12 protein-coding genes and 1 tRNA gene are annotated in these 12,726 nt (G+C 63.2%); 6 read left to right on the top strand and 7 right to left on the bottom strand.

Annotated elements, in window-relative coordinates:
• Window positions 1-25: 25 nt before the first annotated feature.
• Complete coding sequence (trxA, locus tag FIU28_RS01285; RefSeq protein ID WP_143571299.1) at window positions 26-943, bottom strand: thioredoxin; 918 nt, start codon at window positions 941-943, stop codon at window positions 26-28.
• A gap of 295 nt (window positions 944-1,238) precedes the next feature.
• On the opposite strand from trxA, the gene FIU28_RS01280 reads away from it, so the two are divergent.
• The 5 genes from FIU28_RS01280 to FIU28_RS01260 all read left to right on the top strand — a co-directional run bounded on the left by FIU28_RS01280 (window position 1,239) and on the right by FIU28_RS01260 (window position 6,558).
• Window positions 1,239-1,313: transfer RNA gene (locus tag FIU28_RS01280), tRNA-Gly, on the top strand.
• A gap of 137 nt (window positions 1,314-1,450) precedes the next feature.
• Window positions 1,451-1,897: a hypothetical protein gene (locus FIU28_RS01275; RefSeq protein ID WP_143571298.1), complete on the top strand. Its 447-nt coding sequence runs from the start codon at window positions 1,451-1,453 to the stop codon at window positions 1,895-1,897.
• A 184-nt stretch (window positions 1,898-2,081) separates the two neighbouring features.
• Entirely contained in the window at window positions 2,082-4,373 is a 2,292-nt protein-coding gene (locus FIU28_RS01270; protein WP_143571297.1) for a DUF2235 domain-containing protein, read from the top strand.
• Window positions 4,374-4,560: 187 nt separating this feature from the next.
• Entirely contained in the window at window positions 4,561-5,817 is a 1,257-nt protein-coding gene (locus tag FIU28_RS01265; RefSeq protein WP_143571296.1) for a PQQ-dependent sugar dehydrogenase, read from the top strand.
• Between the two features lie 156 nt (window positions 5,818-5,973).
• On the top strand, window positions 5,974-6,558 hold the full coding sequence (locus FIU28_RS01260; protein ID WP_143571295.1) for a c-type cytochrome: 585 nt from the start codon (window positions 5,974-5,976) through the stop codon (window positions 6,556-6,558).
• Window positions 6,559-6,601: 43 nt separating this feature from the next.
• Here the strand turns inward: FIU28_RS01260 and panE are convergent, their stop codons facing one another.
• From panE to FIU28_RS01240, 4 genes are all read right to left on the bottom strand, one after another.
• On the bottom strand, window positions 6,602-7,522 hold the full coding sequence (panE, locus tag FIU28_RS01255) for a 2-dehydropantoate 2-reductase (protein ID WP_143571294.1): 921 nt from the start codon (window positions 7,520-7,522) through the stop codon (window positions 6,602-6,604).
• A gap of 178 nt (window positions 7,523-7,700) precedes the next feature.
• A complete protein-coding gene (locus tag FIU28_RS01250; protein WP_143571293.1) occupies window positions 7,701-8,444 on the bottom strand; it encodes an SDR family NAD(P)-dependent oxidoreductase in 744 nt (247 codons plus the stop codon).
• Entirely contained in the window at window positions 8,441-9,049 is a 609-nt protein-coding gene (locus FIU28_RS01245) for a 2-hydroxychromene-2-carboxylate isomerase (protein WP_143571292.1), read from the bottom strand. Before FIU28_RS01245 ends, FIU28_RS01250 begins: the two co-directional genes overlap by 4 nt.
• 62 nt (window positions 9,050-9,111) lie before the next feature.
• Window positions 9,112-9,714, bottom strand: coding sequence for a DUF2239 family protein (locus FIU28_RS01240; RefSeq protein ID WP_143571291.1), 603 nt, complete (start codon window positions 9,712-9,714; stop codon window positions 9,112-9,114).
• Between the two features lie 117 nt (window positions 9,715-9,831).
• Between FIU28_RS01240 and FIU28_RS01235 the strand changes: the two genes are divergently transcribed.
• Window positions 9,832-10,497: a glutathione S-transferase family protein gene (locus FIU28_RS01235; protein ID WP_143571290.1), complete on the top strand. Its 666-nt coding sequence runs from the start codon at window positions 9,832-9,834 to the stop codon at window positions 10,495-10,497.
• On the opposite strand, the gene FIU28_RS01230 is transcribed toward FIU28_RS01235, so the two are convergent.
• Window positions 10,494-11,390 carry an amidohydrolase family protein gene (locus tag FIU28_RS01230; RefSeq protein WP_143571289.1) on the bottom strand — a complete coding sequence of 299 codons (897 nt, stop codon included), beginning with the start codon at window positions 11,388-11,390 and terminating at the stop codon, window positions 10,494-10,496. The two genes, FIU28_RS01235 and FIU28_RS01230, sit on opposite strands and share 4 nt — an antisense overlap.
• Window positions 11,377-12,681, bottom strand: coding sequence for an MFS transporter (locus tag FIU28_RS01225; protein WP_143571288.1), 1,305 nt, complete (start codon window positions 12,679-12,681; stop codon window positions 11,377-11,379). The genes FIU28_RS01230 and FIU28_RS01225 overlap by 14 nt, the downstream gene beginning before the upstream one ends.
• Window positions 12,682-12,726: the final 45 nt, after the last annotated feature.

Raw genomic sequence — 12,726 nt, 5'->3', positions numbered from 1 at the left:
TTCCGATCTGGCCAAAGGGGGTGCTTTACGAGAACAGGATGGTGGAGAGCCGCTTGCGTCCGTCGAGGGTAGCTTCGTCAGTCGGCCCCCACGCTTCGAAGAACTGGATCAGCTGCTTGCGGGCGCCGTCGTCGTCCCACTTGCGGTCACGCTTGAAGATTTCCAGCAGATGGCTGATCGCCTCGTCGCGTTTGTTGGCCGCGTTGAGCGCGATGGCAAGATCGAAACGCGCCTGGTGGTCGAGCGGATCGGCGGCGACTTTTTGCTCCAGTTCGGTGACCGGGCCGAGGGCCGAGGCCTGATCGATCAGGTCGATCTTGGCCTGCACGGCCTTGACGGCAGCATCCTCGCGCTGCGCGGCGGGCACCAGCTCCAGCGTCTGCCGTGCCTGCTCGAGCGCGCCGGTCTCGACATAGCAACGCGCCAGGCCTGCCAACGCTTGCACCGAGGCCGCGTCGGCCGCGATGATCTCGCCATAAATCGAGGCGGCGGTGGCCGGATCGCCCTCCGCCAGAATGGCTTCTGCTTCCTGCAGCAGTTCGGCGGCGGTGGGTTCCGCGCCGGGCATGCCCGCCGTCAGCTTGTCGATGAAGGCGGTGACCTGGCTCTCCGGCACCGCGCCCATGAAGCCATCCGCCGGCTGGCCGTTGACGAAGGCAATCACGGCCGGAATCGACTGAATTCCCATCTGGCCGGGAATTTCGGGATATTCGTCGATGTTCATCTTGACCAGCTTCACCTTGCCCTTTGCGGCGGTGACGGCCTTCTCGATGATCGGCGTCAGTGTCCGGCACGGACCGCACCACGGCGCCCAGAAGTCGATCAGCACCGGCTGGATCTTGGATTCCTCGATCACGTCCTTCACGAAGCTCTGCGTGGTCGTCTCCTTGATGAGACCGGCCGCTGCCTGCGGCGCTGCGCCGCTTTGTTCCAATATGGTCACGTGAACCTCACCCGATGTCGGAAAATAGGGACCGCCTCGACGGCCTGACGAATTAAATGGCGTTCGCGGCAGCATTTTGCAATCGGGCGCCATCACCGCGCACCCGCCAAATCGCTCCAACCGGCGCGAATCTGCTGTTTGCGGGGTGATTCGATGCAAATTCGGCGCAGAATCCCGTTGCTGCAGCGATTTACCCCGGTTTTCCCGGCTTGAAGTCTGGCTGTTGCATTCGCCGCCAGCATTTGGCATAGGTCTGCGCGTTGACGGCGCGCAAGCGTTGTCCAGCTTCTCGGATGCGGGTGTAGCTCAGTGGTAGAGCACGACCTTGCCAAGGTCGGGGTCGAGGGTTCGAATCCCTTCGCCCGCTCCAGAATTTCTTGGCTCGATATTTCGTACGATGACAGGCCGCCGCAAGGCGGCCTTGTCGTAGGTGGGGGCTCACGCTCGCTTGAAATCGCCGGGCGTTGGGCAGACAATCGCCGTCCTCACTGGGTGCGGGACCTGACAATGCCGGCTAAAACGGATTCCAACCTCGAGATTGCCCGGCGAGCCCATGACGAGGCGCGCGCCGACTTTGCGACCTGGTTGATGATGGCCAAGCTCAACAGCATCGATGCGCTGCCGCAGCAATCGCAGGATTTCTTTGCGGGCTATCTGGCGCTGCTGGCGCGCGGCAAGGTGGCCGAGGCCGCTGCCGCCGAAACCACCATTCAGCTCGTGTACCGGAGCTATTACTCCCGCATGGGCGGCACCGGCACGGCCCCCATTCCCCCCACCGCGCCGAAAGCCAGACCCATGCCCGACGATCTCGGTGGCGACAACGTCACCCCGTTCCGCAAGATCAAGCAGCCGCCGCCCAAGCCCGAGAAAAAGAAACTGCCGGTGGCGCTGATCTTCATCGGCCTGATCGTTCTCGCCGTGGCCTGGAAATATCTCAGCCAGGGGATGCTGTAGCGGCGACGGCGGTGGTGCGTCGTTCAATGCATGACATCGCAGCGACGCGCGCCCTGATCGATTGCCGGGAGCGCTTCCATGTACGCGATTTCGGGTCTAAAAACACTTTTAGGTTGAATTTCTGATTTTGTGGCGCAATTCTCTGCGGCCGGCAGCCTTTTTTGTCGTTCGGGGGAGCGCATCGATGGGCAGAAGCATCGTCCTGCTATCGGATGGCACCGGCAATTCCGCAGGCAAGGTGTGGCGCACCAACGTCTGGCGCACTTTTGAGGCGCTCGACCTGTCGGGGTCGGATCAGGTCGCCTATTACGATGACGGCGTCGGCACGTCTTCATTCAAGCCGTTGGCCATTCTCGGCGGCGCCTTCGGTTTCGGGCTGCGCCGCAATGTGATCGAGCTTTATAAATTTGCCTGTCGTAATTATCGCGATGAAAGCGATAAATTATACGGCTTCGGGTTCAGCCGCGGCGCCTTCACCATCCGCATTGTGATGGGATTGATCACCAATCAGGGCTTGGTGCGGGCTGATACAGAAGCCGAACTGCATAGTCTCGCAAGCGCAGCCTATCGGGCCTATCGGAAGCAGCGCTACGAAAACCTGCGCCTCGAACGTCCGTATCAATTTCTGCGTAACCTGTTCGGGCCGCACTATCCGCCGGCGAACATCCGCAGCAACATCAAGATCGAGTTCATCGGCGTGTGGGACACGGTCTCCGCCTATGGCCTGCCGATCAAGGAAATGAACGATGGCGTTCATGAGTATCTGTGGCCCATCGAATTGCCCGGCGACAAGCTCAGCCAAAGCGTGGCGAGGGCTTGTCAGGCGCTGGCGCTCGACGAAGAACGGACCACGTTTCATCCGCAGCTATGGGATGAGACCGACGAAAATCCGAAGACCCGCAGGCTGACCGAGCGTCGTTCGATCGAGGACGAGCGCATTACGCAGGTCTGGTTTCCCGGCGTGCACTCGAATGTCGGGGGCGGTTATCCCGATGATTCCCTGGCCTATCTTTCGTTCTTCTGGATGCTCGGCGAGGCCAGGCGTAGCGGCTTGAAGTTCAAGTCCGATCACATCGACGCACCGCCCGACGCCGATGTCATGCGGGCCGACCCCGATACGTTCAAGAATGCCATCGCGAAGCGCGACAAGGACGGCCGGCTCTACGATCCGCGTAAGGGACTTGGCGGCTACTATCGCTACGGTCCGCGAAAACTCGTTCCGGGATTCTATCCGGACTCCAGCAAGGGCGAAGGCGACGAGGTCGAGGTCGGTCGCGCCAAGATTCACGAGAGCGTTTTCAAACGCATCGAAAACAACGCCCATGCCTATGCCCCCGTAGGCCTGCCGCCGCTGTACGACGTCGTCAGGGACAATGGCGAGATCGTCACGCCGGATCAGTTCAGGATTCCAGCGGCGACACGTGCCTTCGAGGACAATGCTGCCGCCGCAGATCGCGCGGAAGCGCAGGAGCATATCTGGAACGAAATCTGGAAACGGCGGGCGGTGTATTTCCTGACCCTCGCCGCGACGCTGTGGCTGTTGCTGTTTCCGCTGGTGCGCAATGCCCAGCCGGTCGATGAATTGACGAGCCGGTTTCGTTGGGTGTCCGACATCCTGCGCGTGATCCAGGGCTTCCTGCCTTCGCATCTGCGCTTCTGGTTCGACGGCTACTCCCGCGAGCCCGGTCTGTTCCTGGTTTCGGCATTGCTGGTGGCGGGGCTGCTGTTGCTCGGCGGACGCATTGCAGCGACCACGAATGGCAAGATGAGCGCAATCTGGCGCAAGCTACCCGGTGCGCCGCAAGGACTGCCGAACAATCTGCTGTACAGGCTGCGCAGCAGCCCGGCCTACGAAACGACGCTCGTGACCCTCAAGTCGCGAATTGCCCCGGCGGTGTTCGCCATCTTCTTTGTCTACATCGGATTGGCCGTTGCCAGCCACCTGCTGTTCAACATTCAGGATGTCTGGGGCGCCACCTGCAAGGAGACGCCGCAAGCCAGCCTTGTGGCGCTGAAGCCCGGCGTCAAAGTCGAACTGCCGAACGCATTCCACACCAAAGAGCTCTGCCATGCGACGGGGGTCATGCTGACCGCTCGGGAGCGCTATGTCATCGAGATGGCACCCACCGCGTGGGACGATGGCGGCATCCCGGTGGAGCCGGGCGATTCTCCATGGGAGGCCGCCAACTGGATGCAGAAATTGCTCTTCATTGCCGCCGTTCCGCTGCGCCGCGAATTGTTTCAGGACTGGTTCGAGGTCGTGGTGCGCTACGGCCGGACCGGCGGTGAGGAAGCGTTCTATATTTATGACCCGACGGCGTCGAAGATCGAGTTTCCGATGCGGCCAACGCGGGACGGCGAGTTGTTCGTCTTCGTCAACGACGCGGTCATTGGCCTACCGCTGCTGTATGATCGCCTCTATCGCAACAATCACGGCAGTGCCAAAATCTTTGTGACGCTAAAGAAAAAAGACTGAGCGGCAATCCGGAGCGCCGCATTGCAACACGACGCAATGCATCACTTTGCAGTGCATACCGCTCGTCATGCTTGGCGCTCTCTTTTCTTGTGGTAGCATTGCGCCGCCTGACCGAGAAAAACGGCAGGCGCGTTTCAGCGTCCAACGAGACATTGCAGCCAAAACGTGCTGCCCAGGGAGTGACACGATGACATCGATGTTCCGTCGATCCGTGCTCGCATGTGCCGCCGTCCTTGCATTCGCCGGGATCGGTCAGGCCAGCGCTCAGGAAAAACTCAAGAGCTACAAGTCCGATACCAAGGAGTTCTGGACCAACCCGCCGCCGGACTGGTTTCTCGGCGACGAGACCGAGGCCCAGAAAGGTCTGGCGCCGCCGTCCGGCCCGCCGACCGGCATCTCCGATGCCGAACTGGCGGCGACGATGAAGAAGATCAAGCTGCCGGATGGCTTCAAGATCGAGGTCTATGCCTCCGGCGTGCTGGCCGCTCGGCAAATGGCCTGGGGCGACAAGGGTACGCTGTTCGTCGGTTCGTTCGACCTCGGCAACATCTATGCGATCACCGAGAGCGGGGGCAAGCGGCAGGTCAAGACCGTGGTCAAGGGCCTGAAGATGCCGACCGGCGTCGCGTTCCAGGACGGCGCGCTCTACGTCATCGATATCAACCGGCTGATCAAATATGACAATGCCGAGGCCAATCTCGATAAGCTCGGCGACGGCAAGGTGGTCTATGACGACATGCCGTCTTATGTAGCGCATGGGTGGAAGTATCTCGCGCCGGACAAAGATGGCTGGTTCTACGTGCCGTTCGGCCCGCCCTTCAACATCGGCATCCCGCCGACTTCGCTGTCGCAGATCCGCCGCGTCGATCCCAAGACCGGCAATGCCGAGATCGTGGCCCTCGGCGTCCGCAACAGCGTCGGCGGCGACGTCGATCCGCGCACCGGCAAATACTGGTTCACTGAAAACGCCCGCGACTGGATCAGCGACGACATGCCGAGCGACAAGCTCAACATGATCTCTAGGCTTGGCGAGCATTTTGGATATCCGCATTGCCATCAGGGCGATATGGAAGATCCGAAATTCGCCATGGGTCACAAGTGCTCGGAGTTCACGCCGCCGGTGCTGAACCTCGGCGCGCATGTGGCCCCGCTGGGGATGAAGTTCTACACCGGCAGCCAGTTTCCTGCCGAGTACAAGAACAACATCTTCATCGCCGAACATGGCTCTTGGAATCGTCGCAAATATCAGGGCGCGCGCATCAAGCGGGTGATCGCCGACCCCGATGGCAAGAACGCCAAGCAGGAGATTTTTGCGTCAGGCTGGCTCGAAGGCGACCAGGGCTATCTCGGCCGTCCCGCCGACATCGTGATCGCCAAGGACGGATCATTGCTGGTGGCGGATGACTGGGCCGGTGCGATCTACCGGATCAGCTACGCGAAGTGACGGCCGGCCGTCGTTTCGGGGCGTGAGCCGCAAGCAAACCTCAGCCGCTCCTTTTGGAGCGGCTGAGGACCCCGAAAGCATGTCGGTGTTCCGGGTTCAGTCGCAGCTGGCGCTGCGCCTGCCCGGAACGACAGCAACAAAATGGGAATGCCGTCAATGCACCGCGCGCCTCGTTTCGGACTGACCCTTCTCGTCGGTGCGTTTTTCGGCCAACCCCTGATCGCTGCCGATCTCGTCGCGGGCCAGGAGAAGGCTCAACTTTGCACGGCGTGCCACGGTGACAACGGGCAGTCTCAAATCCCGAACATTCCCTCGCTCGCTAGCCAGCTCGACGCCTTCATCCAGTGGCAGCTGGTGTATTTCCGCAGCGGCACGCGCAAGAACGAACAGATGCAGCCGATCGTCGAGCAATTGGGCAATGAGGACATCCGCAACCTCGCCGCCTGGTTCGCCTCCCTGCCACCCGCGGCGAAAAAGCCCGACGACAATCCCGACCTGTCCGCCAAGGGCGCGCAGGCCGCCGCCGGCCGCCGCTGCGGCCTGTGCCACGGCGACGACTATGCTGGCATTAAAGGCGTGGCCCGGCTTGCCGGACAGCGCGAGGAATATCTCGCCAAGGCGCTGCACGACTTCAAGTCGGGTGTCCGCTCCGGCGGCGGCCGGGCGGCGATGGCCGATGCCGCCTATCCGCTCAGCGATGAAGAGATCGAAGCGCTGGCGCATTATCTCGCGCATCTGTGAGGGGCATTCTTACCCTCTCCCTCAGAAGGGGAGGGCGAAGAAGTTATCCCCTCGACGCCTCATAGGCCCTGAGATGCGTATAGGTCACCCGCAGCTTCGGCACCGGCATTTTGGCGGCGTCGGCGCGGGCGATCAGATCACCGATGATCTGGTCGGCCTCGATCGGCGCGCCATTGAGAATGTCGCGGAACATCGACGCTGTTAGCTTGGAGCCTTCCGCCGTCAGCGTGCCTTCGGTGCGCTCCAGGAATGCCGCGCGCGGCGCGTAGCCATTGGCCGAGGCCACCGAGGCGCATTCGTCGCGGACACCGAGGATGAAGTCGCGCCCGCCGGGCGCGCCGACGATATCGCCGACCGAAGCGCGCATCAAACTGGTAGCGCCGGCGATCGTTGCGAGAAAAACCCATTTTTCCCACATGTCGTGCAGGATCGTCGCGCTCGGTCTGCCGTCGAAATTGCCGGTGGCCATGATCGCGGCGAGCTTGTTCACCCGGTCGGACATCGCGCCGTCGCGCTCACCAAAGCTGAGCGACTGCATCGGCGCGAGTTGCACCACTTCGCGCTGCGCGTTCAGCGTCGCCGCGATCTGGCACTGGCCGCCCATCACGTTGGCTGCGCCGAAGCGCTGCTCCAGCACATCGAGATGCCGCATGCCATTCAGCATCGGAATGATCGCGGTGTCCGGCCCGACCGCCGGCGCGAACGAGGCGATGGCGTCATCGAGATCGAAGGCCTTGCAGCTCAGCAGCACGACGTCGAAGGTGTCGCTAAGCCGGTCGGCCAGAACGGTCGGCGGATTGGCCAGCGTCACGTCGCCATGCGGGCTCTTGATGACGAGGCCGGCGCTCGCCAGTTCGGCGGCGCGCTTCGGCCGCACCAGAAACGTGATGTCATTGCCGCCCGCCAGAAGCCTGCCGCCGAAATAGCCGCCGATGGCGCCGGCGCCGACCACGAGGATACGCATGGGAATGTCCTTGATTGTCAGTTGTTTGCTTTGACCGTGAAGCTGTCATTGCGAGCGTAGCGAAGCAATCCAGAAAGTCGCACGCTCTGCAAGAGCTGGATTGCTTCGTCGCTTCGCTAAGGGGAAAGCCACTTGGCTTTCCCTGACCTCGCAATGACGGCGGAGAGCGTTTAGCGAATCACCACTTTTCCCCGAACGGCCGGATCTCCATCTCGAACGTCCAGGCGCTGCGCGGCTGCTGATAAAGCTGCCAATAGGATTCGGCGACCGATGAAGGCGGCATCAAGAGGTCGGGATTGTCGAGCGCTTCCTTGCCCCAGAGCTGTTCGCGGCGCTCGCGCACCCAAGCGGTATCGACGCCGGAATCGATCACCAGATGCGCGACATGGATGTTCTGTGGGCCGAGTTCGCGGGCCATCGATTGGGCCAGCGCGCGTAACCCGAACTTGGCGGAAGCAAAGGCGGCGAAGCCCGCGCCGCCGCGCAGGCTGGCGGTGGCACCGGTGAAGAAGATGTGGCCTTGTCCGCGCGCCAACATCAGCCTCGCGGCCTCGCGCCCCGCGAGAAAGCCGGAATAGCACGCCATCTCCCAAACCTTCCGGAACACCCGCTCGGTGGTTTCCAGGATCGGGAAGTTGACGTTGGCGCCGACATTGAAGATGCAGACCTCCAGCGGCGCATGCGCGTCGGCGTCGTCCAGAAACGCCGCGACCTCGTCTTCCTTGCGCGCATCGAGCGACCGCGCGACGATCCGGCCGCCCGCCGCCTCAATCTCTGCGACCAGCGGTGCGAGCTTGTCGCCATTGCGGCGGCCGGCGAACACCGTGAAGCCCTCGGTGGCGAATTTCTTGGCGATCGCCGCGCCGATGAAATCGCCGGCGCCGATCACGGCGACGGTGGCGTTACGCTTCGGCGCGGTCATTTGCCGGCGCCCGCGAACAGATCCTCGATGTCGCGCAACTGCTCCTTGCCGTAATACATCTCGTTGCCGACGAAGAAAGTCGGCGAGCCGAACGCGCCGCGTTCGACCGCGTCCTGCGTGTTGGCGACCAGCTTTGCCTTCACCTCCGGCTCCTGCGCGCGGGCAAACAGTTTTGCGGCGTCGAGTCCTGACGCGTGCAGCGCGGCGGCGGCGATCTCCGGATCGTCCATCTTCTTCGGCTCGCGCCACATGTGGTGGAACGTCGCCTCCACATATTTCTCGAACACGCCTTCGAGCTGCGCGGCGATCGCCGCGCGCATCAGGTTGAGCGTGTTCACAGGAAAGGACGGATTCCACACATAGGGCGCGACGTTGAAGCGCTTGAGAAAGCGCGCGGTCTCGATGGCGTGGAATTCCCGCTTGTTCTTGATTCCGGCGAGCGTCTCAGCCGGCGACTTGTTGTTGGTCGCCTTGAAGATGCCGCCAAGCAGCACCGGCACGTACTCGAACTTCGCGCCGGTGCGCGCTTCGATCGCCGGGATCGCCCCGTGGGCCAGAAAGGCGTTGGGACTGCCAAAGTCGAACAGGAATTGCGGAGAGGGCATGGGTGGCTCCCTGACTGGCGGCTTGTCTGCCGCCTTATATGATGACTGTCATCCAAGCGAGCCTAGCTGTTCGATTCGCCGGGATCAACTGCCGAAAGCAGGCGCAGGAGATGGCTACGGATGTCAGTAGGCCACGCCGCCGTCAGATCCTGGAGGCGCGCGACATTGCCGGCGAACAGCGCGCGTGAGGCCTCCTCGAAGCCCGGCCGGTCGCCGGCCATCGCCGACATGAAATGATAGGCGGCGTCGCGGGCGGCCCGCATCCGGTCGGCGTCGGCAGTGGCGCGGCGGGCGTCGTCGACCAGTTTTCGCAGCGCGACCGAGGCGCCGCCCGGGCGGGCGTTGAGCCAGTCCCAGTGCCGCGGCAGCAGCGTCACCTCGCGCGCCACCACGCCGAGCTTCGGCCGGCCGCGCCCGCGCGCCTCCGGCGCCGTCGGCGCCGCCGGCTGCACCGGCGGTGGCAGCCGGGCGACGATGTCGCGGTGGCTACCGCGCAGGTCGAGGTCGATGGCGCGGCCGCTGGCATCGTCGAAGATCAGGACCGGCGCCGTGGACGCGGTGCCGGACGCCATCTTCACGGCGATCGCCACTTCCGCGAGGGATCCGGAGGCCAGCAGCCGGTCGCCTGCAAACGCGCTGAATTGGCTCGAAGTCGTTGCATTCATGGTGATAACCTGCGGTCTACTGGAGCGAACTGAGGTCTTTATTTAAACCCGGATAATATCCCCGTCAATAACACCCGGGTAAAACAAAGCGCCGTTCTCGCCCTCAAAGGACCCTTCATGATCACGCTTCACCACCTGAATAATTCCCGCTCGCAGCGGGTGCTGTGGCTGCTCGAAGAACTCGGCGTGCCCTACGAGATCGTGCGCTACCAGCGTCAGTCCAACATGCTGGCGCCGCCGGAATTGCGCGCCATCCATCCGCTCGGTAAGTCGCCGGTCATCACCGACAATGGCAACACGATCGCCGAATCCGGCGCGATCATCGAATATCTGGTCGAGACCTATGGCAACGGCCGGCTGATCCCACAGGCGGGCACGCCGGCGCGGCTGCGCTTCACCTACTGGCTGCATTATGCCGAAGGTTCGGCGATGCCGCCGCTATTGATGAAGCTGATTTTCGGCCTGCTGCCGAAGCGCGCGCCGCTGTTGATGCGGCCGCTGGTCAACGCGATCTCGGCCAAGGTGCAGGACACGATGATCGATCCGCAGCTCAAGAATCACATGGCGTTCTGGGAAGGCGAGCTGGGCAAGAGCGAATGGTTCGCCGGCCCCGAATTCACCGCCGCCGACATCCAGATGAGCTTTCCGCTGGAAGCCGCAAGCGGCCGCGCCGGTCTGAAGCAGGGCCACCCCAAGGTGATGGCCTTCCTGGAACGAATCCACGCCCGCCCGGCCTATCAGCGCGCGCTGCAGAAGGGCGGGCCCTATTCGATGGGGGGCTAGACGGCTGGAAAGCCGAACAGCCGCTGCGGATTGTCGACGAGTACGCGCTGCCGCAGTGCGTCGTCCGGCACCCAGTCCGCCAGCAGGTCCAGCAGGTCGTTGACGCCCATCATCGCGTCCCAGTTCGCTACATGCGGCCAGTCGGAGCCCCAGACGCACCGTTCCGGCGCTGCTTCGGCGAGAAGCCTGGCGAACGGGATCGTGTCGCCATAGGGCGGGCCGCCTTCGGTACTGGTGCGGTAGGCGCCGGACAGCCGCACCCAGCCGCCATCGCGGACCAGCGACAGCAAAACCTGAAAGCCGGTGTCGGCCGTGCCACGGGTGGTCGGGAAGTGCCCCATATGGTCGATCAGGAACGGCACTGGCAGCTTTGCAAATCGCGACGCCAACGCCGGAAGATCCCCGGCATCGATCAGGAATTGCAGGTGCCAGCCCATCTCGCGGCACACCGCGGCATAGTCCTCGAGCTGGGAAAAGCCGACACCGCCGCCATACAGCACGTTGATACGCAGACCGACGACACCGGCCTCCTTCAGCGCGGCCTTCTCGTTGTCCGGGCAGTCCAGCGGGATCACTGCGATGCCCCGCAGCCGTTGGCGGTTTGCCTGCAGCGTCTCGACGAGGAGGCGGTTATCGGTGCCGTGCACGCTGACCTGCGTCAGCACCCCATAGGTCATCGCGGTAGCATCGAGCATGGCCAGGTAGTCGGCGGCCGAAGCCGCCGGTGGCGTGTAGCTGCGGCTTGCGACAAAGGGATATTCGGGCGGCAGGCCGATGACGTGGGCGTGGGTGTCCACCGCGCCGGGCGGCACAATGAAGCGCGTCGTGGTGCGCTGCACCGGCTGCGGGCCGGGGCAGGCGCGTGGCTCGCTGTTTGAATCAAGCGTCGGCATAGAGAATCCGTCCGCGGGTTTCAGGCAGCGCGAAGGCTGCGATGAAGAACAGTCCATAGGCAAGCACGGCGAAGATGGCGATCGCATTGCCGAGCGTCGTGGTCGTCGACAATGCGCCGACCAGGAATGGAAATAGCGCGCCGAAGCCGCGTCCGAAATTGTAGCAAAACCCCTGGCCGGAGCCGCGCAACCGCGTCGGATACAGTTCGGTCAGGAACGCGCCCATGCCGGAGAAGTAGCCGGAAGCAAAGAAGCCGAGGGGGAAACCGAGAACCCACAGCACTTCATTGGTTAGCGGCACCTGGGTGTAAATAAGGATCACCGCGATGGCGCCGAGCGAGAAGGTCAGGAATAGGTTGCGGCGGCCGATCCGATCCGCGAGCCAGGCCCCGACCAGATATCCGATAAAGGAGCCGATGATCAGCGCCGAGAGATAACCGGTCGAGGAGACGATCGACAGCTTGCGTTCTGTGGTAAGAAAGCGCGGCACCCAGAAGGTGATAGCGTAGTAGCCGCCCTGACAGCCGGTCGCCGCCAGCGAGGCGAGGATCGTGGTCTTGAGCATCGGACCTGCAAAGATCTCGCGCAGTTTCGGCCGATCGCCGGTCGCATTCTGGCGCGCGCGCGTCTCCGCGGCAATCTTCGGCTCCTCGACATAGCGGCGAAGATAGAGCACCAGCAGCGCCGGCAGCGCGCCGATCGCAAACATCCAGCGCCATGCGATCTCCGGCGGCAGATAGGAGAACAGGATCGCCTGCGACAGCACCGCAAGGCCCCAGCCGATGGCCCAGCCGGACTGTACCGAGCCCACCGCGCGGCCGCGATATTGCGGGCGGATCGCTTCGCCCATCAGCACCGCACCGGCGGCCCATTCGCCGCCGAAGCCCAGTCCGAGCAGCGCGCGGGCCACCAGGAGCTGATCGAAATTCTGCACGAAGGCACAAACCAGCGAGAAGAAAGAGAACCACAGGATGGTGATCTGCAAGGTGCGGACGCGGCCGATACGGTCGGCGAGATAGCCACCGAGCCAGCCGCCAATGGCGGACGCCAGCAGCGTCACGGTGCCGGCGAGACCGGCCGTGCCGGGATCGACGTTCCACATCACGATGATGGTGCCGATCACCAACGGGTAGATCATGAAGTCCATGCCATCGAGCGCCCAGCCGGTGGCACAGGCCCAGAAGGTGCGCCGCTCGGGCACGTTCATGTCACGATAGAACGCGAGAAGACTGGTGTCTTCGATGGCCGCCACGTCGATGCTGCCCGTAACTTCGGGCCGACCCTTATTCATGTAGATGCTCCCCAGACTAGTCATTCACGGCCGGCGTCCAGGCCG

The organism is Tardiphaga sp. vice154, from assembly GCF_007018645.1.
GTDB lineage: Bacteria > Pseudomonadota > Alphaproteobacteria > Rhizobiales > Xanthobacteraceae > Tardiphaga.
Note: the sequence above shows the minus strand (reverse complement) of the source record. Positions and strands in the feature narration are given on the sequence as shown.

Coding starts and splice junctions, on each gene's coding strand:
- FIU28_RS01275 (WP_143571298.1), top strand. CDS start 1,451: ATGCCGGCTAAAACGGATTCCAACCTCGAGATTGCCCGGCGAGCCCAT.
- FIU28_RS01270 (WP_143571297.1), top strand. CDS start 2,082: ATGGGCAGAAGCATCGTCCTGCTATCGGATGGCACCGGCAATTCCGCA.
- FIU28_RS01265 (WP_143571296.1), top strand. CDS start 4,561: ATGACATCGATGTTCCGTCGATCCGTGCTCGCATGTGCCGCCGTCCTT.
- FIU28_RS01260 (WP_143571295.1), top strand. CDS start 5,974: ATGCACCGCGCGCCTCGTTTCGGACTGACCCTTCTCGTCGGTGCGTTT.
- panE (WP_143571294.1), bottom strand. CDS start 7,522: ATGCGTATCCTCGTGGTCGGCGCCGGCGCCATCGGCGGCTATTTCGGC.
- FIU28_RS01250 (WP_143571293.1), bottom strand. CDS start 8,444: ATGACCGCGCCGAAGCGTAACGCCACCGTCGCCGTGATCGGCGCCGGC.
- FIU28_RS01245 (WP_143571292.1), bottom strand. CDS start 9,049: ATGCCCTCTCCGCAATTCCTGTTCGACTTTGGCAGTCCCAACGCCTTT.
- FIU28_RS01240 (WP_143571291.1), bottom strand. CDS start 9,714: ATGAATGCAACGACTTCGAGCCAATTCAGCGCGTTTGCAGGCGACCGG.
- FIU28_RS01235 (WP_143571290.1), top strand. CDS start 9,832: ATGATCACGCTTCACCACCTGAATAATTCCCGCTCGCAGCGGGTGCTG.
- FIU28_RS01230 (WP_143571289.1), bottom strand. CDS start 11,390: ATGCCGACGCTTGATTCAAACAGCGAGCCACGCGCCTGCCCCGGCCCG.
- FIU28_RS01225 (WP_143571288.1), bottom strand. CDS start 12,681: ATGAATAAGGGTCGGCCCGAAGTTACGGGCAGCATCGACGTGGCGGCC.